This is a genomic window from Shewanella sp. UCD-KL12, from assembly GCF_001957125.1.
Classification (GTDB): Bacteria; Pseudomonadota; Gammaproteobacteria; order Enterobacterales; family Shewanellaceae; genus Shewanella.
Genome location: NZ_MPHJ01000004.1, coordinates 113,670 through 138,006, shown reverse-complemented (window position 1 = coordinate 138,006; position 24,337 = coordinate 113,670). Strand labels below are relative to the sequence as shown.

At 41.4% G+C, this 24,337-nt stretch carries 21 protein-coding genes and 1 tRNA gene; 10 read left to right on the top strand and 12 right to left on the bottom strand.

The window, feature by feature from the left end; genetic code table 11:
• Positions 1–24 precede the first annotated feature (24 nt).
• On the bottom strand, positions 25–2,010 hold the full coding sequence (locus BM736_RS09850) for an ATP-dependent DNA helicase RecQ (RefSeq protein WP_076411774.1): 1,986 nt from the start codon (positions 2,008–2,010) through the stop codon (positions 25–27).
• 314 nt (positions 2,011–2,324) lie between these two features.
• On the opposite strand from BM736_RS09850, the gene BM736_RS09845 reads away from it, so the two are divergent.
• Positions 2,325–3,026, top strand: coding sequence for an ABC transporter substrate-binding protein (locus BM736_RS09845; protein ID WP_179079035.1), 702 nt, complete (start codon positions 2,325–2,327; stop codon positions 3,024–3,026).
• 93 nt (positions 3,027–3,119) lie between these two features.
• On the opposite strand, the gene BM736_RS09840 is transcribed toward BM736_RS09845, so the two are convergent.
• Positions 3,120–3,971, bottom strand: coding sequence for an endonuclease/exonuclease/phosphatase family protein (locus BM736_RS09840; RefSeq protein ID WP_076411408.1), 852 nt, complete (start codon positions 3,969–3,971; stop codon positions 3,120–3,122).
• Positions 3,972–4,198: 227 nt separating this feature from the next.
• Between BM736_RS09840 and cls the strand changes: the two genes are divergently transcribed.
• Positions 4,199–5,656 carry a cardiolipin synthase gene (gene cls / locus BM736_RS09835; protein ID WP_076411406.1) on the top strand — a complete coding sequence of 486 codons (1,458 nt, stop codon included), beginning with the start codon at positions 4,199–4,201 and terminating at the stop codon, positions 5,654–5,656.
• Between the two features lie 165 nt (positions 5,657–5,821).
• Here the strand turns inward: cls and BM736_RS09830 are convergent, their stop codons facing one another.
• Entirely contained in the window at positions 5,822–6,775 is a 954-nt protein-coding gene (locus BM736_RS09830; RefSeq protein ID WP_143562374.1) for a hypothetical protein, read from the bottom strand.
• 389 nt (positions 6,776–7,164) lie between these two features.
• Between BM736_RS09830 and BM736_RS09825 the strand changes: the two genes are divergently transcribed.
• Positions 7,165–7,254 (top strand) — tRNA-Ser (locus tag BM736_RS09825).
• 144 nt (positions 7,255–7,398) lie between these two features.
• On the opposite strand, the gene BM736_RS09820 is transcribed toward BM736_RS09825, so the two are convergent.
• From BM736_RS09820 to astE, 7 genes are all read right to left on the bottom strand, one after another.
• Positions 7,399–7,737 (bottom strand): DUF4236 domain-containing protein, encoded by a 339-nt coding sequence (locus tag BM736_RS09820; protein ID WP_076411402.1) that lies wholly within the window; start codon positions 7,735–7,737, stop codon positions 7,399–7,401.
• Between the two features lie 270 nt (positions 7,738–8,007).
• On the bottom strand, positions 8,008–10,002 hold the full coding sequence (locus tag BM736_RS09815) for a methyl-accepting chemotaxis protein (protein ID WP_076411400.1): 1,995 nt from the start codon (positions 10,000–10,002) through the stop codon (positions 8,008–8,010).
• Between the two features lie 219 nt (positions 10,003–10,221).
• Positions 10,222–11,289 carry a quinolinate synthase NadA gene (gene nadA / locus BM736_RS09810; RefSeq protein ID WP_076411397.1) on the bottom strand — a complete coding sequence of 356 codons (1,068 nt, stop codon included), beginning with the start codon at positions 11,287–11,289 and terminating at the stop codon, positions 10,222–10,224.
• Positions 11,290–11,421: 132 nt separating this feature from the next.
• Positions 11,422–13,056 (bottom strand): dihydrolipoyllysine-residue acetyltransferase, encoded by a 1,635-nt coding sequence (locus BM736_RS09805; RefSeq protein WP_076411395.1) that lies wholly within the window; start codon positions 13,054–13,056, stop codon positions 11,422–11,424.
• A 9-nt stretch (positions 13,057–13,065) separates the two neighbouring features.
• On the bottom strand, positions 13,066–14,043 hold the full coding sequence (locus tag BM736_RS09800; RefSeq protein ID WP_076411392.1) for an alpha-ketoacid dehydrogenase subunit beta: 978 nt from the start codon (positions 14,041–14,043) through the stop codon (positions 13,066–13,068).
• Positions 14,044–14,046: 3 nt separating this feature from the next.
• A complete protein-coding gene (locus BM736_RS09795; protein ID WP_076411389.1) occupies positions 14,047–15,225 on the bottom strand; it encodes a thiamine pyrophosphate-dependent dehydrogenase E1 component subunit alpha in 1,179 nt (392 codons plus the stop codon).
• A 194-nt stretch (positions 15,226–15,419) separates the two neighbouring features.
• Positions 15,420–16,469: a succinylglutamate desuccinylase gene (gene astE, locus BM736_RS09790; protein WP_076411386.1), complete on the bottom strand. Its 1,050-nt coding sequence runs from the start codon at positions 16,467–16,469 to the stop codon at positions 15,420–15,422.
• Positions 16,470–17,044: 575 nt separating this feature from the next.
• Here astE and msrA point away from each other — a divergent pair.
• Complete coding sequence (msrA, locus tag BM736_RS09780) at positions 17,045–17,524, top strand: peptide-methionine (S)-S-oxide reductase MsrA (RefSeq protein ID WP_076411383.1); 480 nt, start codon at positions 17,045–17,047, stop codon at positions 17,522–17,524.
• 63 nt (positions 17,525–17,587) lie between these two features.
• Here the strand turns inward: msrA and pgm are convergent, their stop codons facing one another.
• On the bottom strand, positions 17,588–19,252 hold the full coding sequence (pgm, locus tag BM736_RS09775) for a phosphoglucomutase (alpha-D-glucose-1,6-bisphosphate-dependent) (protein WP_076411380.1): 1,665 nt from the start codon (positions 19,250–19,252) through the stop codon (positions 17,588–17,590).
• A gap of 109 nt (positions 19,253–19,361) precedes the next feature.
• The gene (seqA, locus tag BM736_RS09770) at positions 19,362–19,907 is read right to left on the bottom strand and encodes a replication initiation negative regulator SeqA (RefSeq protein WP_076411377.1); all 546 of its coding nucleotides are present in this window, start codon (positions 19,905–19,907) and stop codon (positions 19,362–19,364) included.
• A 298-nt stretch (positions 19,908–20,205) separates the two neighbouring features.
• Between seqA and BM736_RS09765 the strand changes: the two genes are divergently transcribed.
• The 6 genes from BM736_RS09765 (at position 20,206) to efp (ending at position 24,052) form a co-directional block, all read left to right on the top strand.
• Complete coding sequence (locus BM736_RS09765) at positions 20,206–20,988, top strand: alpha/beta fold hydrolase (RefSeq protein WP_076411374.1); 783 nt, start codon at positions 20,206–20,208, stop codon at positions 20,986–20,988.
• 83 nt (positions 20,989–21,071) lie between these two features.
• Positions 21,072–21,293, top strand: coding sequence for a DUF2788 domain-containing protein (locus tag BM736_RS09760; RefSeq protein ID WP_076411371.1), 222 nt, complete (start codon positions 21,072–21,074; stop codon positions 21,291–21,293).
• Between the two features lie 10 nt (positions 21,294–21,303).
• On the top strand, positions 21,304–21,576 hold the full coding sequence (gene ybfE, locus BM736_RS09755) for a LexA regulated protein (RefSeq protein ID WP_076411368.1): 273 nt from the start codon (positions 21,304–21,306) through the stop codon (positions 21,574–21,576).
• Between the two features lie 48 nt (positions 21,577–21,624).
• Positions 21,625–22,155 carry a flavodoxin FldA gene (gene fldA, locus BM736_RS09750; protein ID WP_076411365.1) on the top strand — a complete coding sequence of 177 codons (531 nt, stop codon included), beginning with the start codon at positions 21,625–21,627 and terminating at the stop codon, positions 22,153–22,155.
• A gap of 102 nt (positions 22,156–22,257) precedes the next feature.
• A complete protein-coding gene (earP, locus tag BM736_RS09745; protein WP_076411363.1) occupies positions 22,258–23,418 on the top strand; it encodes an elongation factor P maturation arginine rhamnosyltransferase EarP in 1,161 nt (386 codons plus the stop codon).
• Positions 23,419–23,488: 70 nt separating this feature from the next.
• A complete protein-coding gene (gene efp / locus BM736_RS09740) occupies positions 23,489–24,052 on the top strand; it encodes an elongation factor P (protein ID WP_076411360.1) in 564 nt (187 codons plus the stop codon).
• The last annotated feature ends 285 nt before the right edge of the window (positions 24,053–24,337 follow it).

Below are 24,337 nucleotides of genomic sequence, written 5' to 3'. Positions count from 1 at the left end.
AAATCATTAAGCTTGTACGCTAATCTAATCATCACTGTAATGACTATGGTGCTCAACCCACTGTAGAACATCAGCAAAGCGATAATGTTCCAAACGACTAAAGCCATGACAGCTTCTCATTTTGAGCCGGGTGAAAATAGGCGTGGTTAACCCGCACAGAAAACGTGCTAACAATACCGCTGAGTTCCTATTACCCAACTTATTACTGGCATCACGGGTTAACTCTGTAAAATTTAGCGCATCTAAAGGCTGTAAATAGGCCTGTGGGGGAAGTATGGCTTGGTCACCAAGACAGACACTACATGTACCACAAGGCTGCTGCATATCTGTATCGGCAAAATAATGTGCAAGCTGCTGACTCAGACAATGATTTGAGGTAAAGAATGCAACAAGGTGATTAATACGGGCCACTTCACTTTGCTCTTTATTTCTAAAACGCTCAAACAGAGATGATTGCAAGGCATTCACATCAATTTCAGTGCCTAATACCTCATAAACTTGTGTCATCTGCTTGCTTTGTAACTCAATCATGCCCTTCTCATCTAAATAATTTATTGCCTTAAGCACGCGTTGACGATCACTAGCATAGACTTGATTAAGTTTATCAAAATTAACAGTAGACCAAATTTTAGCTTTATCAGAACTGTTAAAAATAGCGCGTATAAAATCGCTACGTTCAGCATTAAAAGCTGCCATAATCTCGCTTTCACTGTTAAGTAGTTTAAATTTATACTCAGCAAAATAGCTATAAGTGGGTTTAATCACTTTGAGTAATTCAAGGTAAACGAGTAAGGTTTTTAATGATAAAGGGCGAATATTTGATTGAGAAGAGAGGCTATTTAGTACCACTTCCCACTCTTTATTTTTACCAAACTGTGCTGGCTTACTTTGAGCTTGATAAACAGCGCGGATCTCATTAAGTACAGTAGCGATGTCAGACGACTCTGGGGTGTCGCCATAGACAAAGTTTTCAAGCGTATTAAGATTATCGCCATTGGCTAATACTAAGCAGTCTGACTGCCCACCATCCCGCCCTGCACGGCCAATTTCCTGCGCATAGTTTTCAATAGATTTAGGGAGATCGTAATGTACGACAAATCGAATATCACTTTTATCTATCCCCATACCGAAAGCGATAGTTGCAACGATTATCTGTTGTTTGCCAGCCATAAATGATTGCTGAATACTCGTACGTACTTCTGCAGACATCCCCGCATGATATGCCTTAGCCGAAATCCCACGCCGAGACAGCTGCTCTGCTACCTGCTCTGCTGTTTGTTGTAAGGTTACATAGATAATACCTGATTGATTTAAGCGTGATTGTAACCACAAGGATAAACGTTCAACCTTATCAACACTTTTCACGCCAATAACACCAAGGTGCAAGTTTGGCCGGTAGAAACCGGTCATTGTTACATTAGCCTCATCAATACCAAATTTACTGCCCATATCCGTAATAACTTTAGGCGTAGCAGTTGCGGTTAACAGCAATGTTTGCGGTATTTTCAATTCGTGTTGATATTTCGGCAATTTGAGGTAATCGGGTCTGAAATTATGACCCCACTCAGAAATACAATGCGCTTCATCGACAACCAGTAACGAAATAGGCACTTCACTTATAAATTGTCTGAACCGTTCATTATTGAGACGTTCAACAGAGATCATGAGTACCTTAATCTGGCCACCTCTTATCCCTTTCATTACCTCGTTAGCCTGCTCACGGCTCTGTGTAGAATCTATACTTGCCGCGCGAATGCCTCTTTGGGCTAGATATGCTAGTTGATCTTGCATCAGTGCTAGCAAGGGCGACACCACTAAAGTCAAATGAGGCATCACTGTTGCTGGTAACTGATAACAGAGGGATTTTCCTGACCCAGTGGGAAATATTGCTGCTGCGCTATGACCAGCTAAGATAGCTGAGATCACTTGCTCTTGCCCTTCTCTGAATTGCTGGAAACCAAAATGTGATTGTAGAAGAGTTAATGCTCGTGTGTTGCTGCTCAGTGACATGCAATGGGGCCCGCTAGTGGTTAGAGTAGGTAAAGATACAAATAGATCTGTAAGCATAAACTTGTTTCATATGAAATATCACAGCTTTTCTGTTTAATTCGTATTTATTTTATTGTGGCATCTTCGAAAATAGCGAACCTTGCCTAATACTCGGCGACGGCCAGCTTTTGACAAGGTGTTCACCTAAACTAGAATTACAACTAGCAGTTAAACTAGCAATTTAAGTCAGGTTACCTCTGAATATGATAAAGCGATGCACTCACGGCGCTCCCCAAGTTGTCTCAAACAGGCTTAACATAAGCTGGGGTGCACTCTTGCTGAGACTCATTGTTTTATTACTCATCGTCGGGCACGCTCAGGCTAGAGAAGTACACAAAGAGATCACCATTACCACTCAACAATGGCCGCCTTATCAATTTGAATCCAACCGTATACAGTCAGGCTTTGCTATCAATGCATTATCTTGTGTCATGAAACGATTAAACCAGGACTACCGTGTGATATTTCTCCCTTGGGGACGCGCTCAAAATGGCGTTGCACAAGGGAAGTATGATGGTTTCTTTTCTGCATCTCAAAACAGCACCCGAGACAGTTATGCTGTCCACTCCAACACTTTTATAGAGCAGCAGTGGAATTTTTACCTACTTAAAGACACCACAATATCACTCGACAAACAGGCGATTAAACAAGACGCTAAATTTGGTAGTCGTAAACACGCAAACACCACTTTTTGGTTAAAGAGAAATGATTTTAAAGTTATTTATGAAACAACCCGTGTGGAGGAGTTAATCAAGCTTTTACAGGCTGGAAAGATTGATGGAATTATGGAAAACAAGCTGCTGTTTTCTGATGCGGTTAATAGAGCGCACTTATCTATGTCTCAATTCAAAGTCGTACCTAATATTAGCAAACCTTTAGGGGTTTATTTCGGTAAAATTTTCCTACAGAGCTACCCTGACTTTCTTAATCAGTTTAACGCTCACACTGAAGCATGTAGATTTGAAACCTATGATTAACCTCCTCAAGTCGATTACTCTTGGTCATCATCCGGCATTATCACAGACACGAAAACATCCCCTACAACCCAAAACTGAGTATCATGAAATCTATTATTTTTCAGCTAAGACAAAGTGGGCGGTGATCGGGTTGTGATCTGAAGATTGGGTAGGTTGTGATTCAGCACTTTCGAGTACTAGCCCACGGTAAAAAAGATGATCCAACGGATAGCCGAATACTGTCTGCCTATGATCAACGTTATAGTTAGCTTCAATAAGGCTAAACCTTTGAGCAAACTGCATAACCAACTTCATCCTTTCCTCTCTCCAGGTATTGAAATCACCAGCAAGAATTATCGGACCATTATGATTAGTTAACTCAGCAGCCAAAACCTCTAGTTGACTCTTATAGTGAGTGAGATTCCATTCAAAATTTATCCCGTGTAGGTTTACGACCAATAAGCTCGTATCATTTGATAGTGGATAAAAAGCCAAAGTTCCTGACTTTGCAAAACGAATTAGTGGCTCATTAGCGGTATAGGCACAAACATGTGATGCGGAGACCTTAGATAGGTTCATGACACCATACACTGTATCCCATAAGGTAAATGCTTGAGCCATAGCAACTTGAAGTGGCGCATGTTGAATGTACCTTTTTAACTCTGGGGTCAAACTCGCTTCTTGCAGTAATACTAACTGACTTGCGTTATTTAACGCTGATAACTGCTCCTCCCACCCCTCTCGTTGTTGCTTATAAATGTTCCAAACGGATACACTTAGTTGCCCCTGATTATCTAAAGAGCCGATAGCTTGATGTGCTTCACACTGGAAGTTAAATACACTGTTATTTAAATCTGTCATCACCTTAGGCTCGTCATTCGCCCATAACGCTAAAGATAGGATCAACAGAGCAACAAAGGCAAATAGCAGAGCAGTGACACGGCGATTAATGAAAACCATTTGCATATTAAAATTATGTATAAAAAGAAACTAAGTGTTCAATATCATAACGCAAAGCAGCATGGCACTTTGAAGAATTTGTTAATCACACGCTTATCTTTAAAAAAATGATGGTTAAATGGGTAATCTTGACTAAATAAACAGATTTAAATGAATGCTTGATGCAAAATAGCCAGTCACCCAAACACTGAACCTTTTTAGTCTGGGATCAATAACCTCAACGGGCAAGATACATGGATCAAGTTTACCAACTCATCACACTACTGAGTGTACTGCTTTACTGGGTTATCATCATAGGGATCACCGCAAGAGTCGTTATAAGAAGACGCTCCATAGGTGTATCATTTGCTTGGATCATGGTTATCTATGTCATTCCAGTTGTCGGTATTATTGCTTACCTACTCTTTGGTGAGCAAAATATTGGTCGTACGCGGGCTCTAAGAGCGAAAGAGATGTACCAACCTTACGCTGATTGGTTTTCGCACCTTTTCACGCTTCGCCAATATCAACCATCTATGCTCAGTGAATATGCTCAAACCGTCGGAAAACTCTGTGAGAACCATTTAGGCATCCCTGCACTTGCCGACAATGAACTCACATTAAAATCATCCCCTCATGACATACTTAACTCTATCATCAAAGATATTGATGGCGCTTCAGAGAATGTCTATCTTGAGTTTTATATCTGGCACCCTGGCGGTATTGCTGATGAGGTAGCCTTAGCACTTATAAGGGCTGCAGAAAGAGGTGTTGAAGTCAGGTTACTGCTAGATGCTGCAGGAAGCTTTCAATTTTTTAGAAGCCAATGGCCTGAAAAACTAAAAAGTGCCGGTATAGAGCTTGCAAGAGCCTTAAAAGTCTCACCGTTTCGAGTTCTTTTTAGGCGTATGGATCTTAGAATGCATAGAAAAATTGTCATAATAGACAATGAAACTGCTTATACAGGCTCCATGAATCTGGTCGATCCTAGCTGTTTTAAAACCAATTCAGGTGTCGGCGAGTGGATAGATGTCGTGGTGAGAATACAGGGTAGCAGCGTGCCATTACTCAACGCAATTCAATCTTGGGATTGGGAGGTTGAAACCAATCACCGTCAGCTACCTATGCCCCCTATCTGTAAACCGCACTCAATTGATGAAAAATTAGACCTAGTACAAGTGATACCATCAGGACCTGGCATGCCAGAAGAGATAATTCATGAAGTACTGCTACAAAGCCTGTATCAAGCCAAGCATAAGATTGTTATCACAACCCCTTACTTTGTACCAAGCGAAAACCTTCAAGTGGCACTGATCGCAGCTGCTCACCGGGGAGTATGTGTCAATATTATTATTCCTAACAAAAATGATTCGTTAATGGTTGAATGGGCCAGTAGGTCCTTTTTTAGCGAGTTATTAGAGGCTGGAGTTAAGATTCATCGATTTGAAGGTGGCTTGTTACATACCAAGTCTGTTGTTATTGATGAAGCCTTTAGCTTAATTGGTACAGTCAATTTGGATATGCGTAGCTTATGGCTCAACTTTGAACTTACCCTTGCTGTAGACGACCCATCATTCACACAAAAACTGACCAAGTTACAACAAGACTATATGGCAAACGCGTGGGTTATTGATGTAAATAAGTGGCGTAAAAGACCTGTGTATAAACGTGTCACAGAGCAATTCTTTTACCTGTTTAGCCCATTACTTTAGTCCGTTGTTTTAGTTCACTACTTTAGAGCATTGCGCTAAACGAGTATTTTACGATCATAATGAGTCGCTATCTAATGTTAACGCTAGTATATGCGTCAAAATTAATGAGATAACGGCTCAAAGCGCTTTCAATAATAAATAGAAATTTCACTCAGTGTTTTTACCTTATTGATTAATGTTGAAATCTAATCTTTCGTAAAAAGGAAACTGTCGTAATAACCAGGTGTATTCAGGATTACTGCGCGTGTGCTGAACCTGATTATCAAGTTGAAATATTTGTGTCTCAGCCCAACGTTCGAGCGGGAAAAGGTGCGAAGTAATAGGGTCTTGTTGCAACATTTTGACGAAGGACCCATCACCTATTGCCATTTTCAAGCCATGCTCAATACGCTTAGCGAGGAGTGGATTGCCCTTATCCACAAAGAACAACATATTAAAAGGGTAAACAATTAAAAAGTCATCAAACAAAGTTAAGTTATCTCCCAGTAAAACATGATACCTCTCTATTTCACTGTAACCTTCATGGATCCCACGAGGAAAATAATCGCATTGTCCCTTAGTGAGCATAATAAAATTGGTATCAAACTTATTTACTGTAAGCAAAGTCAGCCCAGCATCTTTGAGTATACTAGCATCGGGCCAATGCTCAGCTTGACAGGCTGTCAGTGTTTTAAGTTTCTGCAAGCTTTTAATGGCTTTAAATTTCAACCTGTCTTCCTTACGAATAATCAGTGCTCTAACCCCTAAAATCCCACCGAGCAGATCGATGGGGATCTCTAGATAGCTATCTTGCCTCTCTTTATTGGCACCAGACCAGATAATGTCTAAATAAGTACTATCTTCAAGTAAGCGGAACCATCTAGCTTGAGTCATCGGATAGGGACTGAGAACTAACTGGGCCTCACCATATTTCTCAGTAGATTTGTCTATTGCAAGTTGAATGATATTAATAAAGTACTGATGTGAAGTGTCATTTTCAGACTGAGGTGCTATGGTTCTGATCACTTGAAGACTTTCATTAGCGCTGCAAACCCGACACGCTATCATGGTCAAAAACATGAGTAGGTAACTCATCATTTTAGTAAAACGATATATTCTTCGTAGACTGAACTCCTTCATAGCCTTGACCTTAACTATTGCCTCTTAGCTTAGAATAAGTGTAGAAGAGACCTGATACTATAGAGTTGTTTCCGCTCTCTTTAACGTAAATTAAGTGTTTAAATTGTTTACCAAACACGCAAACACTTGAATTGACACTTTTATCCCTTGACCATTAATCATCGATTGCGTAAAGTACGGCTCCGTTAAAGGCAAAAGCATTTCAGCCTGCTTTTAAATAGTCTTTAACAATAGTGTTTTATTCGCACGTAAAATGAATAAACAATCTGGTTAAAGTGTCTGAGTGGCTGTCGCAGTTATATAAGCACGCACAGCGTGATTCTTCTGCCGACGCTAACTAGTTCACAAACCATCGTGTTGTATTCGCACGAAAAATGAATAAACAATCTGGTGAGGTGTCTGAGTGGCTGAAGGAGCACGCCTGGAAAGTGTGTGATGGGTTAAACTATCCGAGGGTTCGAATCCCTCCCTCACCGCCAAATTCTAAAAAAATAGCGACTTTAAAAGTCGCTATTTTTTTGTCTGTAGTTTGTACATTTAACATCATCTAGTCAAAACACTTTTAATTCTGATGATTGCATCTAAGTATTTCTTCCTGATGCGTCAGATTCGTAGCAATCAAATCAATGCTCACCAGTCAATTTGGCCTCTAGCTCTGCTATACGGTTAACTGCAGCAACATGAAGTGCTTCTAACTCTCGACGGTTATACTTGTGAGTACCAAAAGGCCGTTGAGCACACTGACTTTGCTGTTTACTCGTCAAGTTCTTATTTTTAAGATCGGACTCAGTTCGGTAGCTAAGGCCTTGCACTGGTGCATTAATATTTGTGGTTAACTTACCTACGCTATTAATCGTCGTTGTGGCTAAACCTTTTTTACCTATGCTGCATGAAACTCCGCGTTTAGATACGTTAAAACGCAGCCAGCGCCCTCCAAAAGAGCGAAAAAACCTAAATGCCATATAACTAGTTTACCTTGCTCGTGTTAAGTCGCTGGATTCTGTGTGATTAAAAAAGATATGGCAAAGCTGGTTTAACTAAGTGTGACCTGATACCACTCGAGAGTTCTCAGCGATGTATTGAGACTTGAATGAGAGAAAAGCGTAATTGATTAATGTTAAAAAACATGATTGTAAGGTATTGGCGACTATGGCTAAATCAACATAAAGCTAAATCATTAAACACGAGTTTAGCTTTATGTTGAACGGGTAACTAATTTGTTCTGAGTCCTATTAACTTAGCTTAAATTTACTTACCTCATTAGCCATAGCATTTGCATTAGTAAGTAGCGCCTCATTAAGCTCGCTCAATTCATTCGCCACACCTTGTGTGTTTTGGTACGTTTCGCTGATCCTAAGGGCATTCTGATTCACCTCTTCAGAGACTGTTGATTGCTCATGGGTGGCAGCTGCAATCTGCTCATTCATGCTATCTATAACCCCCACCTCTTCGACGATTCTATCTAATTCTTCACCAGCACGTTGAGACTCTTTAACACTAAGCTCAGCTTGGCTTCTCCCTTTCTCAATTGCACTGACAGCAATTTTGGCTCCTGATTGCAAACGCTCAGTCATAGTACGTATATCTTCAGTTGAAGACTGTGCTCGTTGGGCAAGACTTCTTACTTCATCAGCAACGACAGCAAATCCACGTCCCATCTCCCCCGCTCTAGCAGCTTCAATAGCGGCATTAAGCGCAAGCAGGTTTGTTTGTTCAGCAATACCTCTAATCACCTCAAGTACGCTAACAATACCTTGTATATCATTGTCTAATTCATCAATAGCTTGAGAGGCTGAGCCAATTTCTTGTGAAAGAAGTTTTATACTATTGCCAGTCTTTCTTACCTCGCGGCTGCCCTCTTTCGCTTCGACATTCGCCGCTGTTGACGCTTCAGATGCACTAACTGCATTTTGCGCAATCTCTTGCACTGTGGCACTCATTTCAGTCATTGCTGAAGCCACTTGCTCAGATTCGCTGTATCCGATAGCAACATCTTTTTGCATGACCGTGGCGCAGCTATCCATCTTTTGAGATGCGTTTAATACACTCGTACTGTTATCACGGACACGATAGATCACTTGCTCAAAATCTTGCATCATCTGGTTAAATGCGCACCCAAGCTGGCCAAGCTCATCACTTGCCTTCTCGTTAACACGTAGACTCAAATCAAAATTCTGCTGGGCCTGCATTACTGTCCTGTGCATACTGCGCACGCTGTTATGCATATAACGACCAATTATGATTGAAACACTAAAGACTAAAGTGCCAGATATAAGCATCAACAAGATAATGCTATACATGAGTGAATTTGATGCTGACAGCTCTCGCTGCGTATCACCTAACAAGTTATTAGCGAGTCGCTGTTCAAACTGGCTAAGTAACTCTATTCGACTCGTTGATATTTCAAACCAAGCTTCAGGATTCTGTTGTGATATTTGTGATAGGTTTTGACTAAACGCAATATCCCTTAACCTATTAACATCTGCAGAGGCTTGATTGTTAAGCAATGCTTGATAATCACGTTTCACCAGTCCAGTTGCGAGTGCTATAAATCGTTCTTGATAGCTATTTTGTTCAGATACTAAAGTCACAAACTTGATAAAGCGTTTAGCATTAAGTTGTTGTTGGCCAAATGTTGAACTTAACACTGCCCGCTCGATACCAGCACGTTCTTTCATTTGTAAAAAAGCACTAAATGAAGCGGCTTTGATGGCAATTGGCTGGCTCGCTCCCTCTAATGCAGTTTGATCAACGATAGAAAGCAGCGAGGCATTAAGCTCAGTATAAAAGGCGACCTCTTCAGCTACTGAGATATTCAGCCCTGACACCCTGTCCCTAATTTGACTTATCTGATTGAAAGCTGTGACCACGCGTTGAAGTTGACTATCAAAGGTGCTCGGTAGCTCCTTGTTAGCCACAAAACGATTAAAGCTGGCGATAGCGCTATCCGTCTTTCGCTTCTGCGCTGGTAATGCATTAATAAATGCTTGCCCTTGGGAACTAATAAAACCAGCGCTCATTCCACGCTCTTTTTGGAGCTCATGAACCAGTGCACTATTTACACTTGCCAGCTCACTAAGTGTTAGTACGCCACGAAGATTTTGGCTTAGTTGAAACTGGTTATAAACGATAGAAAGCCCAAAAAAGATGCAGCCAAAAATGGGAGGGAGAATAACAATCAGTAGTTTGTTTCTAATTGTTAGATTTTCGATCCATCGAATATTCATAAATGATCTCCTTGATCAAACGGATAATGACAATATGGCAAGAGTGTAGTTTATAAACCTAAGTTTACTAATACTTAATGTAATAAAAAGCCCTCAAATTGAGGGCTTTTTTATTCTACATCAAATTTAGCGAGACATTGGTCAAACTTTAATACTTTTTTATGAGCTAGCCATAGTAATTATGAGTATCTATTTATCCGAAAATGCCTATGTGTGCTCTTATGCATTACCTTTTACTTGCATTTTTAGCTCAGCAGCAAAATTGAGCATTCTATCGAGTGGGATCAAGGCGCCCTCTCTTAATTCATCATCTACAAAAATCTCATGAAGACTGCTATCTTGAGTTGTTAGCGCTTGCTCGATAGCTTGAAGTCCATTCATTGCCATCCAGGGACAATGTGCACAGCTTCGACATGTTGCACCATTCCCACCAGTAGGTGCTTCTATCAAGATCTTATCAGGAGCCGCTTGTTGCATCTTATAAAAGATACCTTTATCGGTCGCGACGATAAATTTGTCATTATCCATCTGCTTAGCAGCATTAATTAACTGACTGGTAGAGCCAACAGCATCGGCTAACTCTACAACACTCGCTGGTGATTCAGGGTGTACTAGAATTGCTGCAGTAGGATGTTGTAGCTTGAGCTCACGTAAAGCCTTAGCTTTAAACTCATCATGAACAATACACTCCCCTTGCCACATCAACATTTCAGCACCGGTTTCTTTGGCGATATAGCTACCTAAATGACGATCAGGTCCCCAGATAATCTTCTTATCTTCACTATCAAGATGTTCGACAATCTCAAGTGCAATACTTGATGTAACAACCCAATCAGCTCTGGCTTTAACTGCTGCTGACGTATTGGCATAAACCACAACGGTATGATCAGGGTGCGCATCACAAAATTCACTGAACTTATCTATCGGGCATCCCACATCAAGAGAGCAAGTTGCATCTAAAGCAGGCATTAGTACTGTTTTTTCAGGACTTAAGATTTTTGAGGTCTCCCCCATAAACTTAACACCAGCCACAATAAGTGTTTTTGCTGGGTGATCGCGACCAAACCTTGCCATTTCAAGGGAGTCAGATACACAACCGCCAGTCTCTTCAGCCAAAGCTTGGATCTCTGGATCTGTATAGTAATGGGCTACAAGCACAGCATCTTTGTCTTTAAGGAGTTGCTTGATACGTGACTTATAACGTGCACGCTCAATCTCTGTCAAAGGCAGTGGTTTAGGCGGAAAAGGATATTGAATAGCATCAATTTGTGGTACTGACTGACTCATCGTTACAACCAAAGAGGATTTTATTAGCGGGATTATACGTAAATATGATTGAAAAATTAACTAAAAATGAGCTATAGACCATAAAAAAGAGCGCATATGCGCTCTTTTTTTAACGATAGGCACTGAGTGATATCACTGCATTGCCAGTAACATCTCTTGTGGCTGCTCTAAGTACTGCTTCCATAAGTTACAGAACCTAGCAATTGTGCCACCATCGATAACACGGTGATCGCCTGACCAACTTACCTGCATAATCTTACGCGCTTCAACCTCACCATTTGCGTTAAAGCGAGGCAATACCTGTAATTTACCTAAGGCTACAATGGCAACCTCTGGCTTATTGATAATAGGTGTGGCAACTGTGCCGCCTAATGCACCAATATTAGAGATAGTCACAGTGCCTTGCTTCAGATCATTTGGGTTAACACGGCCGCTACGAGCTGCAGATGTTAGTCTAGTGATCTCAGTTGCAATCTCTAAAATAGATTTGTTTTGTACATCTTTCACATTCGGTACAAGTAAACCGACTTTAGAATCAACAGCCATACCTATGTTGTGGTTAGCGAAGTAAGTTAGCTCAGTACAATCACTATTCACTTGGCTATTTATTACAGGGAATGCTTTGATTGCTAACGATAAGGACTTCATAAAGAAAGGCATCATAGTGAGCTTAAGCTCATCTGTAGAGTATTTCTTCTTCATTCCTTCACGTAACTGAACAAGCTCTGTCAGATCTATCTCTTCACAATAGGTAAAGTGAGGAATAGTCGATACTGATTCACTCATCATTTTAGCCATGACCGCTTGTACGCCACGTATCGGCTCGACCCGATTACTAACATTACTCGTCGTTTGATCTACGACATAACTTGTATCGGTACTCACCTTATCACTGCGAGTATCCTCTGAAGATACATAGGTTGAACCTTGTGCTAGATGACTTGAATGATGACGCTCAATGTCTTCTTTATATACACGACCATTTTTACCAGTACCCGTGACAGAAGCGATATTGATATCTAAACTTCTGGCTAAGCGCCTGACAGCGGGACTTGCAAGTGCTTTACCTTGAGCAACTGGCTCACTGATACCGCTATCAGTCGCCTGCTTAGGTATGCTTTGTGTAACTTGAGACTCTAACTCAACAGCTGTTTCAGATGCCACTTCAACGGAAAATAACGGCTCGTGTACCTTTGCAAGTTGCCCTTTACGGTAGTGAAGCTTTGCAATTTTTCCCGATTTAATCGCAGGGATTTGTACCAGAGCTTTGTCGGTCATAACATCAGCAATGGGTTGATCTTCTACGACAATATCCCCCTCATTAACTAGCCACTCGACAAGCTCACACTCAACAATGCCTTCCCCAATATCGGGCAATAAGAACTCTTCTATTTGAACAGACAATCCAGCTGTCTCAACTGATATATCGCTATTTAATGGCAGTGAAATATTTTCACTGAAACTATGCTCATGTTGCTCTTCAGGTGTATCAACTGAAATATCCCCTTCACTTACAACTTGCTCAGAGCCATTAATTTCAACAGAGTACAACGGAGCATGTACCTTGGCAATCTCACCTTTTGCATAGTGAAGTTTCTTGATAACTCCACCATGAGGCGCAGGAATTTGCACTAATGCTTTATCGGTCATGACATCGGCAATCGGTTGGTCTTCGGTGACAATATCACCTTCGTTTACCAGCCATTCAACCAACTCACATTCAACAACCCCTTCACCAATATCGGGAAGAATAAAATCTTTAATCATGCCTGGCTCCTAAAAATTTACTGTAGCTTTTATCGCTTCAAAAGTCTTAAGCGCGTCAGGCATGTACTCTTTTTCATGGATAAGAGGATATGGTGTGTCTAGACCACAAACCCGAGCGATAGGTGATTCTAGGTGTAAGAAACACTCTTCTTGGATGGTTGCAGCTATCTCGCCAGCAAAACCTCCAGTGAGTGGTGCTTCATGATTAATTAATAATCGCCCTGTCTTTTTCACAGAAGCAGCAACGGTTTCAACATCCCAAGGTGCTAAGGTTCTCAGGTCTATGATTTCACATGATATGCCTTTCTTTGCAGCCATATCAGCAGCAGCTTCTATGATCTCCATCTGCGCGCCCCAAGCGAGTAAGCTAATATCTTTACCCTCTCGCACGATCTCGGCTTTGCCAAGTTCAATCTCATATTCTTCATCAGGCACTTCTCCGACATTCGCTCGATACAAGCGTTTAGGCTCGAAGAAGATAACAGGGTTATTATCACGAATAGAGGCAAGTAATAGCCCTTTAGCTTGATAGGCGTTACGAGGCACAACCACTTTTAACCCAGCGGTTTGAGTGAAATACGCTTCTGGTGATTGAGAATGATAATGACCGCCAGCTATGCCCCCGCCATATGGGGTTCTGAATGTAACACCACCAACATTAAACTCATTACCACTACGGTATCTAAATTTTGCAGTCTCATTAACGATTTGATCGATAGCTGGGAAGATATAATCAGCAAACTGAATTTCAGCAATTGCAGTCATACCGTTTGAAGCTAACCCGTTAGCAAAACCTGCAATACCTTGCTCGGTCAATGGAGAGTTAAAACAGCGCTCTCTACCAAACTTTTCCTGTAAACCAGAAGTTGCACGGAACACACCACCAAAATGGCCAACATCTTCACCAAAAAGTACCGCTTTATCATCCGTCTCCATCGCAGTACTCAGGGCATCATTGATGGCTTGTAACATATTAATCTGAGCCACGGCTTAAACTCTCCCTTTACTGTGTGGATATGAATCCGGGTATTTTTTAAGGTGCTTTTTAAGCGACTTTAATTGTTGCTGTAAGCGAGGCGTCGGTGTGTCGTAGACATCTTCGATTAAGGTATCAAGCATACACATAGGTCGCTTCTCAGCCAGTTTCAGCTCTTCAAGTACCTCTTTTCGATACTTTTCGTACATGTCGCTATCTTGCTTTTCGGTCAACCAACCTTTGTTAATCATCCAAAGTTTAAAACGCTTAACGGGATCATGTTGCTGCCATTTAGCCTCTTCATCTTTAGAGCGGTAACCTGATGGGTCATCAGATGATGAGTGTGCGCCAAGGCGATAGGTCATCGCTTCTATTAATACAGGCGCATTATTTTCTACCGCATAAGCGCGAGCCTGTTGAGTGGCTGCAAGCACTGCCAACATGTCGTTACCATCAACGCGTATTGTGTGCATACCGTAGCCAGGGCCACGACTAGCAATACCATTACCAGAAAACTGCTCTGTAGTGGGTGTTGAGATGGCATAGCCATTGTTTCTACAAAAAAAGATGGTTGGAGAGTTAAGCACTGCGGCCATATTTAAGCCAGCGTGAAAATCTCCTTCTGATGCTGCGCCTTCGCCAAAATAACAGATGGCAACATTGCGCTTACCTTGCATCTTAAAACTGTAACCAACGCCCGTTGCTTGTGGGATCTGCGTCGCTAACGGCGATGAAATTGTTTGATAATTTAACGCTGCACTGCCGTAATGGATTGGCATCTGTCGACCTTTACCAAGATCTTTTTCATTACTGAACAACTGATTCATAAACTGTTCAGTAGTAAAACCACGGTAACGAATAGCTGCATGCTCGCGATACTGAGCTAAAATGACATCTTCATCATCTAATGATGCTGTACTGCCAATAATAGAGGCTTCTTCACCAGTACAGGTCATATAAAAACTGATACGCCCTTGCCTTTGTGCGCCGAGCATACGTTCGTCTAAAACACGCGTAAATACGCATGTATCATAAATGCGATGAGCTAACGCTTCATCAATAGCTGGCAGTACGGCTTTGTCGTACACAGTACCGTCGGCTTGCAATACTTTTAAAATAGGGATATTCACTGAATCCCTGTCGAGAAAACTGACGCGATGGACAGTCTCATTATCGCTTGTTGCGTTGCTCATAATATTCTCTTATCAGCTGAGTGCTTTGTTCTGTATTGATCGCTCTGTTGAGCGGATCAGCATTTGTTGTAATACGCGGGAAAGACATTACGTTAACGTAAACTTGCAAGCAACCATTGCATTAGCTTGAATAAAAACTAACACTTGGTGCATGCGTATGTTTAGCTTTACAACATAGTCGACGCCCTTACTAACTAGCCAATATTGTCGGTGCTCGCAGGCTTTAAACATAAAACGGTTCTTTGCCCCACAGGGACCTTTGCATTTGGAAAAACGATCGCTTCAACGTCATGCTCAACTTTAATTGCCGTCCCCCCCTCTTTTGCTAGGATGTAACCTTTAGGGAAAGCAGTAAAATTTTCGACATCATTTGCAAAGGTGAACTCAAAATCTTCAACCCCTTTATTAATCGCGCGGCAAACCTGATAAAGATTCACTTTGGTTTCATCAAATTCACCTAGATCTAGAGGGCTGTCAGTGATTAAGCGATTTAACATCTCTTTAAGTGCTATAAACCGCGTCATATCATTCTGACCAAAAGGCAACACTTTACCCAGCTCAATGGTAAAAGCATCAGCCTGATAGTTTTTTGAAGAGTAATAGCTAAATGTTGTAGTTGGTTCATGATGAAACAGTATGGTGTCTATGCCACAAGCTTCCAGGAACATGATCTGCTCACTACTGTATTTTCTACCAGGACGGAATGGGTAAATGGCAAACTTCTCATGTTTTGATGCACGTATCGCCGTATGTAAATCGTAATGAATACGCTGCTTTGGAGAGTTCGATGCAGCAAAGAACTGATCAACATAGTGCTCGAGCTTCTTCGCTCTTATGCGCTCGGGGTTGACGAGACCTTCGCCCGCAGAATGTGCACCATTAAACAAACGGTTGAGATTTTCCTCAATAAAGCGCGTTCCGTTAATGATTGCTGGCGGGTTACCAAATAAAAATAGCACTCTTTGTTTAGCAATAATCTTTTCTTGTAATAGCGCCTTGACTAATTCATTGCAGAGCTCAATAGGTGCGGTTTCATTACCATGAACAGCACATGAAAGTACGATATCTTTATGTTCAGCAGAGGCCGCTGTGATGCTTTTAGGTTCAAAAACAATCACACCTGTGTCCCACACTTCTACGTCTGTATGTTCACCTATGGTAAAACGCTCGCCGCCCTCAAAATGTTGCGGGTTATCTAATGTGAACTTCAAAAAGTCTTGTGAGTCAGTTAGTGCTTGTAACACAAAATTCTCCTTAATCGCCTTACCCAGAACTGCAGTCTATAAGTCACTCACAGTAGGTAAGATCCATTTATTTTTATATGAAAAATCTATTGCTTAGAATAATAACACTTAATACCAATCAGTATAAAGATGTGATCGCTCAGCGAGAGTTTAGCGCTTCTGAGGCAAGGCAGCGAATGAAGGGCTTAGTTGCTCTACGTTCAAATTCGTTAACACCGCATCAGAACCGCTAAGACTCGCCCCTTGGGAGCTTTTTTGGCTGCCTATTTCTTCGTTGAATAACTTCACAAGGGATCACCATTGCATCATTTATTCGCCTCGAATTAGTTTGCCAAAAATAGTTCTGAGTAGATCACTTTCTTATACTGATTGGTATAACCCCACGTCAGCTATTTATCAGCTCATCAAATATTATCTTTACTTAATGATGAATTAGGCCTTGCAAATCATTAGCAGAAAAGACACACTCAAGACGTCTAGCCATCCAGACGGTTGTATTTCTGTTTTATCTCTGGTTAGCATTTTGTTTGATTATTGATTTTTGATTTTTGATTTAGTGCAGTAATGAGGTTGATATGGCAATTGCAACGTTTGGCGCTGGCTGCTTTTGGGGCGTAGAATATTTTTTTAATGAAATCTCAGGGGTTAAACATACTCGTTGCGGCTATATGGGTGGAAACGATGCATGTAATACTTATGCAGAGGTAAAAGCTGGCCACACAGGTCACGCAGAGGTTGTTGAAGTTGAATATGATGAAACCCAAGTTTCTTTTGAAGCACTATTAAACGTATTTTGGCAGAACCATAACCCGACGACATTAAACCGACAAGGTGGTGATATTGGTTCCCAATATCGCAGCGCTATCTTCTTCCATGATAAACAGCAGAAACACATTGCAGAGCAATCAAAACTCGCGTTAATCAAAAGCGCTAAATGGGGGGAAAGGCAAATAGTAACAGAGATAGTACCGGCCCTTACCTTCAACCTTGCTGAAGAGTATCATCAGAACTACCTTGAAAAGAATAACCTCCCAAGCTGTCATATCTCTTTTTAATAACAGATCTTTTAATAGAAGTGCCGAGACCTAGCGACTAGGCACTTCTATCTAGGACAGCTTTTAACTTAGTAAACCATCAATAATCGCTTGTGCTTCAGCAATCACTTGCTCTAAGTGCTCTTGACTGATAAAGCTCTCACCATAGATTTTAAACAAGGCTTCAGTACCTGATGGACGTGCTGCAAACCAAGCATTTTCAGTAACAACTTTGATACCACCAATCTCAGCCCCATTACCTGGGGCCTTCGTCAGCACGGTTACTATCTTTTCACCGGCTAACTGCTCAGTACCTAAGGTATTAATATTAACTGACGTTTTAAGGATACCTGCAAACTTCGCTTTTTTACTGGCTTCCACTGGGCTATCGACTCGCTGGTAGAAACTCTCACCATGTAAGCCCACTAACTCGTTATATCGCTCAGATGGACTTTTCCCTGTCACTGCAAGAATTTCAGCGGCTAATAGCGCAAGGATAAAGCCGTCTTTGTCGGTACACCAAGTACTACCATCTCTACGTAAAAAAGCTGCGCCAGCACTCTCTTCACCACCAAAAGCCAGTGTTGCGTTACCTAACCCCTCTACAAACCATTTAAAGCCAACAGGGACTTCGCTCATAGTTTTTCCATGCTGCTGACACACTTTGTCTATCATGGCGCTAGAGACGAGGGTTTTACCGATAATTAACGCTTCAGACCAATCAGGTCTATGGGTAACAAGATAGTCAATGGCTACCGCAAGAAAGTGATTAGGATTCATTAAGCCAAAGCCTGGGCATACGATCCCGTGGCGATCGTAATCAGGATCATTACCGACACAAAGATCAAACTGTTCTTGTTGTTTAAGGAGCCCTGCCATAGCAAAAGGTGATGAGCAATCCATACGAATCTTGCCATCTTTATCTAGTGGCATGAAACTGAAACTTGGGTCGATACTATCATTAACCAAGGTGATATCTAGACCGTAATACGCAGCAATTTTTGCCCAGTAATGAATACCAGAGCCACCCAGTGGATCGACTCCTAAGCGGACATTTGCATTTGCGATTGCTTCCATATCGATAACAGATGCCAAATCTTCAACATATGGCGTAATCAGATCTTGCTGATCAATTAAAGGCGACGTTAACGCTTGTGTGAACTCAATTCGATTGACCCCAATTAATTGGTCTTTCAAGTATTGATTTGCTCTATTTTCAATCCATTGAGTTATCTCACCTTCAGCAGGGCCACCGTGTGGCGGGTTATACTTAATACCGCCATCTTGTGGAGGATTATGCGAAGGAGTAACGATAAGCCCATCGGCAAGTTCATCACCATTAAGTTTGCTCGAACGGTTAGCATTAATGATTGAATGAGACACCACAGGTGTAGGTGTAAAGCCATCCGCTTTATGTACGACAACTTGCACATTATTGGCAACTAACACTTCAATGGCGCTGATAAAAGCTGCCTGAGACAAGGCATGAGTGTCTATACCAAGATATAGCGGGCCAAGAATATTTGCACTGGCTCTATAATCAACAACAGCTTGGGTTATTGCTAAGATGTGCTGTTGATTGAAACTCGTTTTCAATGAGCTTCCACGGTGGCCAGAGGTACCAAAACAAACACGCTGGGCGTCAATAGAAACATCTGGGGTAATTGAAAAATAATGACTCATTAATTTGGGAATGTTAACTAGATCTTTTTGCTGTGCGATCTGCCCTGCTCGTTCATGAATACTCAAACTCGACTCCTTAACCAAACGTGTTCTTTAACCATAGCGACAAATAAAAAAGCTGAATTCATTCAGCAATGACTTCAGCTATTTTAATGTGCATTGTGCGACATAGTTATTACAGATTATTCGTGATCGCTTCAATTTGTGCTTCTACTGTGCCGTATTGCTGCAGCACTTCAGTTAAGATATTGCGTTTCTTAGCTGTGTTGTTATTCGTCGTTACCCAGAAGCCACTTTGACCAATCTCTTTAGGATTCGCTGATTTACTTGCTTTTAGCAGTGAATCTTTAGATGTCGCAAAGTAGAGGCGGTCTCTTCCCTGAATTTGAAGAACTTGAGAAAACTGGTCGGGAGCAGCACGGTACACAGCCTCAAGAATAAACAGGAAGCGTCCAACAGCACCCTTTTGGGCTGCCAGCTCCTCTTTATCGATACACTCAGTAAAGTCTGTATTTATCTGTGGCGGGGTTTCTACGACTTCAGCAGGTGCAGTCACCGCCTCCATACCAGGATGACTGATAGTTTCAGGCGTGTCATGATTTACAGATTCGACATCTAGCCCTAGTAAACGGCGTAGAATATCTGAAGCACTTTCACCAATTTGCTCAGTTTTTCCTGCAATATGGCGATATAGCTCTTCATCGACCTCAATATATTTCATGACCTTAGTCTTCCTTAAGTGAAATTTTGTTGAATAACTGCTCGATTTGAACAGAAGTAAACACTTCATCTATTATGTTTAAGTTAATCTTCAACGATCTATAGCAAGTGTATGTCAACTCGCTGCAAGGAATAAAGAGCCTTCGAAGTAAAAATTAACCAGATCGTGATTTGAACTTTAAAACAGCTATTGTTTGTTTAAAAAGTCAGCATCTATATTCATAATAACCAAGTATTCTTGTCAAGATAACCCAGATGCAGGCACAATCGGGGTAATTTAAACCTCAATAGGATCTGTCATGCATTTTATCTCATCAGGCGAAGGCTCTGTGGTAATTCTAATCCATGGCCTATTTGGTAACCTTGATAACTTAAAAGGCTTGGCAAAACACTTAGAGTCGAGCCATAAAGTTATCCGAGTAGATGTCCCCAATCATGGCCTAAGTCCACATTGGGACGCCATGGACTACCCAAAACTTGGCCAAGCAATTTTAGCGCTGATGGCTGACAACAATATTGAGCGAGCTCACCTTGTTGGCCACTCTATGGGGGGGAAAATTGCAATGGCCGCTGCGCTTGCTTCTCCCGAGAAAGTCACTAGTTTAGTTGTCGCCGATATTGCACCTGTTAGTTACCATGAACGGCATAATCTTATTTTTAATGCGCTACAAAATATTGACCTTGATGCAGTACAAGACAGAACTCAAGCACTACAAGCGTTAACAAGTGCCGGTATTGATGAGGGGACAGCACAATTTCTATTAAAGAATTTAAGCCGTACTGCGACAGGCTTCAAATGGAAAATGAATCTTGATGGTTTGCAAGCCTGTTACCCAAGTTTAATCGGCTGGTATAACGATATTAGCCTTACGGACTTTGCTCAATACAAACAAGGCACATTGTTTATCAGAGGCGCTGATTCTGATTATGTTACTGCGGATCATCGAGAAGCTATAATCAAACAATTTCCTCGTGTTCAAGCTAAAACAATTGAGGGAGCTGGACATTGGCTTCATGCACAAAAACCGACCATTTTCAATCGAATAGTGAGTGACTTTATCAATAAACATGATAGGGAATGATCCTTAAATCTCGCTCTTCTATATAGCAGACAGGATTCAACTATGATATATTCGCGCCTCTTTTGAACCTGAGGAAGCGATAGATGTTATCTCAGCATATGGAACAAATTGAAGCATTAGGGCTAAACCTCTTCTTTGCAGCAATTTTTTTCTTTATCGGTATGGCCATTCATGATGTGCTAAAACAGGGCCAAGTGCCTAAGTTTGGTCGATACATCGTATGGTTAGTTTTATTTCTCGGCTGCGCCGGATTCATAGCAAAAGGGTTAATTCAGATGTCCTGGGAAGGTTCAGGCATAGGTTAAGACAGTTCCAATGGCAAAAGAAACATCAGACAGAACCACAATAGATCTATTCGCAACTGAAAAGCGTCGCGGTCGTCCACGTAGTAACCCACTACCTCGAGATCAGCAGCTAAAAATCAATAAGCGTAATCAGATCCAACGCGATAAAGCGAATGGTTTAAAACGAATAGAGTTAAAGGTGTCACAAGATTTGTATGACGCCTTGAATGAAAAAGCTTTGGCCAGTAATATCAGCCGCAGCCAATTAATAGAATTAATATTGCAAAAGCAGGTTAGCGCCTAACGCTTTTGTTAACGAAAACATTACAGCGAATAAGATAAAGGAAAGACAATGGCAACTGTAGGTCTTTTTTTCGGTAGCGATACAGGTAACACTGAAGCCGTAGCCAAAATGATCCAGAAAAAACTGGGTAAGAAAATGGTTGAGGTGAAAGATATCGCCAAAAGTACCAAGGAACAAATTGAAGATTATGATCTTCTTCTTTTTGGTATCCCAACCTGGTATTACGGTGAAGCACAATGTGATTGGGACGACTTCTTCCCTGAACTTGAACAGATCAATTTCGAAGATAAGTTAATCGCAATCTTTGGTTGTGGTGATCAAGAAGATTACGCTGAGTACTTCCTTGATGCTATGGGCATGGTTAATGAGATTGTTGAGGGCCGAGGTGGCATTGTTATCGGTCATTGGCCAGTCGAAGGTTACGATTTTGAAGCCTCTAAAGGACTAACCTCTGATGAGAAGCACTTTGTAGGTTTAGGTATTGATGAAGATAGACAACCTGAATTGACTGAAGAGCGCGTCGATGCTTGGGTTAAGCAGATATATGAAGAGATGTGTCTTGCTGAATTAGAAGATTAATGCTTCTAACCTAAGAAAAAGCGGCGACTAGCAATAGCGCCGCTTTTTTGTTGTCTTCAATCTGAGGGCATTTTTTCTAACCATTAAACCGCTGAGTATATGATGACCAAATTTGATAGTTCTTCCACTCACTGGGATATATTTTGTACGGTTATCGATAACTATGGGGATATAGGCGTTACGTGGCGCTTAGCTAGGCAACTTTCAAATGACTTCAACATCTCGGTCCGCCTATGGGTCGATGATCTCAATAGCTTTACCCATATTTTACCAGCTTTAGATCCTGCGTTAGATAGTCAGACCCATCAAGGGGTGACCATTATTCACTGGCAAAATCCGCTCGTTATTAAGTGGCAAGCAGGTGACGTACTCATTGAGGCGTTTGCTTGTGAACTACCTTCAAGTGTTACCAGTGAGCTAGAACGTTTAGATAAACCGCCAAGCTGGATTAATTTAGAGTACTTGAGCTCAGAGTCATGGGTCGATGACTGTCACGGCCTGCCCTCATTGCAAAGCAATGGCATAGCCAAACATTTCTACTTTCCTGGTTTTTCCAAGCACTCTGGCGGACTGATCTGCGAAACAGGCTTATTAGACCAAGTCACTCAATGGCAGGCAGATAAAGCTCATCGAGCAGCCTTATTACAAAAATTATCTATTGAAGGGGTAAATGAAAGCGATACATTAATTAGTGTATTTAGCTATGAGACAAGTGCATTAACAACGCTCTGTGAATTATGGAGTCAATCTACAACGCCAGTCCATGCGTTAGTTCCCCAAGGAAAAAGTCTAACGAGTATTCAGCCACTATTTTCTAACGCTTTGCTGCAACCAGGCGATTGTGTGACCTTAGGCAGTTTATCGCTACATATCCTGCCAATGACTGATCAAGTCAGCTACGATCAACTGCTTTGGAGTTGTGATTTTAATATTGTTCGCGGTGAAGACTCTTTCTTGCGTGCTCAATGGGCCAAGCGCCCCTTTATCTGGCATATTTATCCACAAGAAAATGATGCGCATTTAGATAAATTAAAGGCCTTCTTTACTCGGTATAGCCGCTCTTTGGATAATGAAACGAGTCATGCATGGCAACAGCTTAATATTGGCTTCAATCAGCAAGACAATCAAACCGTTGCTGCGCAGTGGCAAAAACTGCATCTTAAATACCCACAACTGACTTCGCATGCAACAAAATGGCCGGTAGAAGCAATTAATGACGCAGATTTAGCAACTCGACTAGTGCAATTTGTCAAAAAAGGCTAAGATTCTCGCCATTCAAATTTGTTGGCACTCGGTTCAACTAAAATATTGAACTAAAGAATAGGAATAGATAATGAAAACAGCTCAAGAGATACGCGTAGGTAACGTCATCATGATAGGTAAAGATCCTATGGTGGTACTAAAGACCGACTATCACATGTCTGGGCGCGGCTCTTCTGTCGTAAAAATGAAAATAAAAAACCTACTTACTGGCAGTGGCACAGAAACCGCCTTTAAAGCAGAAGATAAAGTTGAAGATATCATTCTTGAGCGCCTAGATTGTACTTACTCTTACTATGCCGATCCTATGTATGTATTTATGGATGAAGAGTACAACCCTTATGATGTTGAAGCTGAAAACGTTGGTGATGCACTTAACTATATCGTTGACGGTATGGAAGATATCGTCCAGGTTACCTTCTATGAAGGTAAAGCCATCTCTGTTGAGCTACCAACAACAGTTGCTCGTGAAGTAGGTTACACTGAGCCATCGGCTCGTGGTGACACTTCAGGTAAAGTCATGAAGCCTGCAACTCTTTTAGGTACTGACTTCACCCTTACTGTTGCTGATTTCGTTAAAACGGGTGATTTTATTGAAATTGATACACGTACTCATGAGTTCAAGAAGCGCGTTTAAGTTTCATTAAACCTTTATGAAAATGGGAAGCCAGTGATCGCACTGGCTTTTTTGTAACCTTTAAATCTCAGATTTTATCCGTCTCTCTCATTTGAACAACCCCGCACAAAGCATATAACCCCAAAGCAAAGGTTTTATTCAGTGCATAACTCCGCAAGTAATTATCAATACGCACTCACTTAGTATTAACAACTAAAAATTCTTATCTCAAATTGCAATAAAATCAACGAAACAACTTCTAAAACTGTCAGTTATTCGTTATTGTCCAGAGACTTTATGCGGTAT

Bases quoted from the DNA above. Each gene is read 5' to 3' on its own strand.
- earP (WP_076411363.1), top strand. From the start codon at position 22,258: ATGACCAAATTTGATAGTTCTTCCACTCACTGGGATATATTTTGTACG.
- ybfE (WP_076411368.1), top strand. From the start codon at position 21,304: ATGGCAAAAGAAACATCAGACAGAACCACAATAGATCTATTCGCAACT.
- msrA (WP_076411383.1), top strand. From the start codon at position 17,045: ATGGCAATTGCAACGTTTGGCGCTGGCTGCTTTTGGGGCGTAGAATAT.
- BM736_RS09805 (WP_076411395.1), bottom strand. From the start codon at position 13,056: ATGATTAAAGATTTTATTCTTCCCGATATTGGTGAAGGGGTTGTTGAA.
- BM736_RS09760 (WP_076411371.1), top strand. From the start codon at position 21,072: ATGTTATCTCAGCATATGGAACAAATTGAAGCATTAGGGCTAAACCTC.
- BM736_RS09795 (WP_076411389.1), bottom strand. From the start codon at position 15,225: ATGAGCAACGCAACAAGCGATAATGAGACTGTCCATCGCGTCAGTTTT.
- seqA (WP_076411377.1), bottom strand. From the start codon at position 19,907: ATGAAATATATTGAGGTCGATGAAGAGCTATATCGCCATATTGCAGGA.
- cls (WP_076411406.1), top strand. From the start codon at position 4,199: ATGGATCAAGTTTACCAACTCATCACACTACTGAGTGTACTGCTTTAC.
- BM736_RS09830 (WP_143562374.1), bottom strand. From the start codon at position 6,775: ATGAAGGAGTTCAGTCTACGAAGAATATATCGTTTTACTAAAATGATG.
- nadA (WP_076411397.1), bottom strand. From the start codon at position 11,289: ATGAGTCAGTCAGTACCACAAATTGATGCTATTCAATATCCTTTTCCG.
- BM736_RS09840 (WP_076411408.1), bottom strand. From the start codon at position 3,971: ATGCAAATGGTTTTCATTAATCGCCGTGTCACTGCTCTGCTATTTGCC.
- BM736_RS09820 (WP_076411402.1), bottom strand. From the start codon at position 7,737: ATGGCATTTAGGTTTTTTCGCTCTTTTGGAGGGCGCTGGCTGCGTTTT.
- efp (WP_076411360.1), top strand. From the start codon at position 23,489: ATGAAAACAGCTCAAGAGATACGCGTAGGTAACGTCATCATGATAGGT.
- BM736_RS09815 (WP_076411400.1), bottom strand. From the start codon at position 10,002: ATGAATATTCGATGGATCGAAAATCTAACAATTAGAAACAAACTACTG.
- BM736_RS09765 (WP_076411374.1), top strand. From the start codon at position 20,206: ATGCATTTTATCTCATCAGGCGAAGGCTCTGTGGTAATTCTAATCCAT.
- fldA (WP_076411365.1), top strand. From the start codon at position 21,625: ATGGCAACTGTAGGTCTTTTTTTCGGTAGCGATACAGGTAACACTGAA.
- BM736_RS09850 (WP_076411774.1), bottom strand. From the start codon at position 2,010: ATGTCACTGAGCAGCAACACACGAGCATTAACTCTTCTACAATCACAT.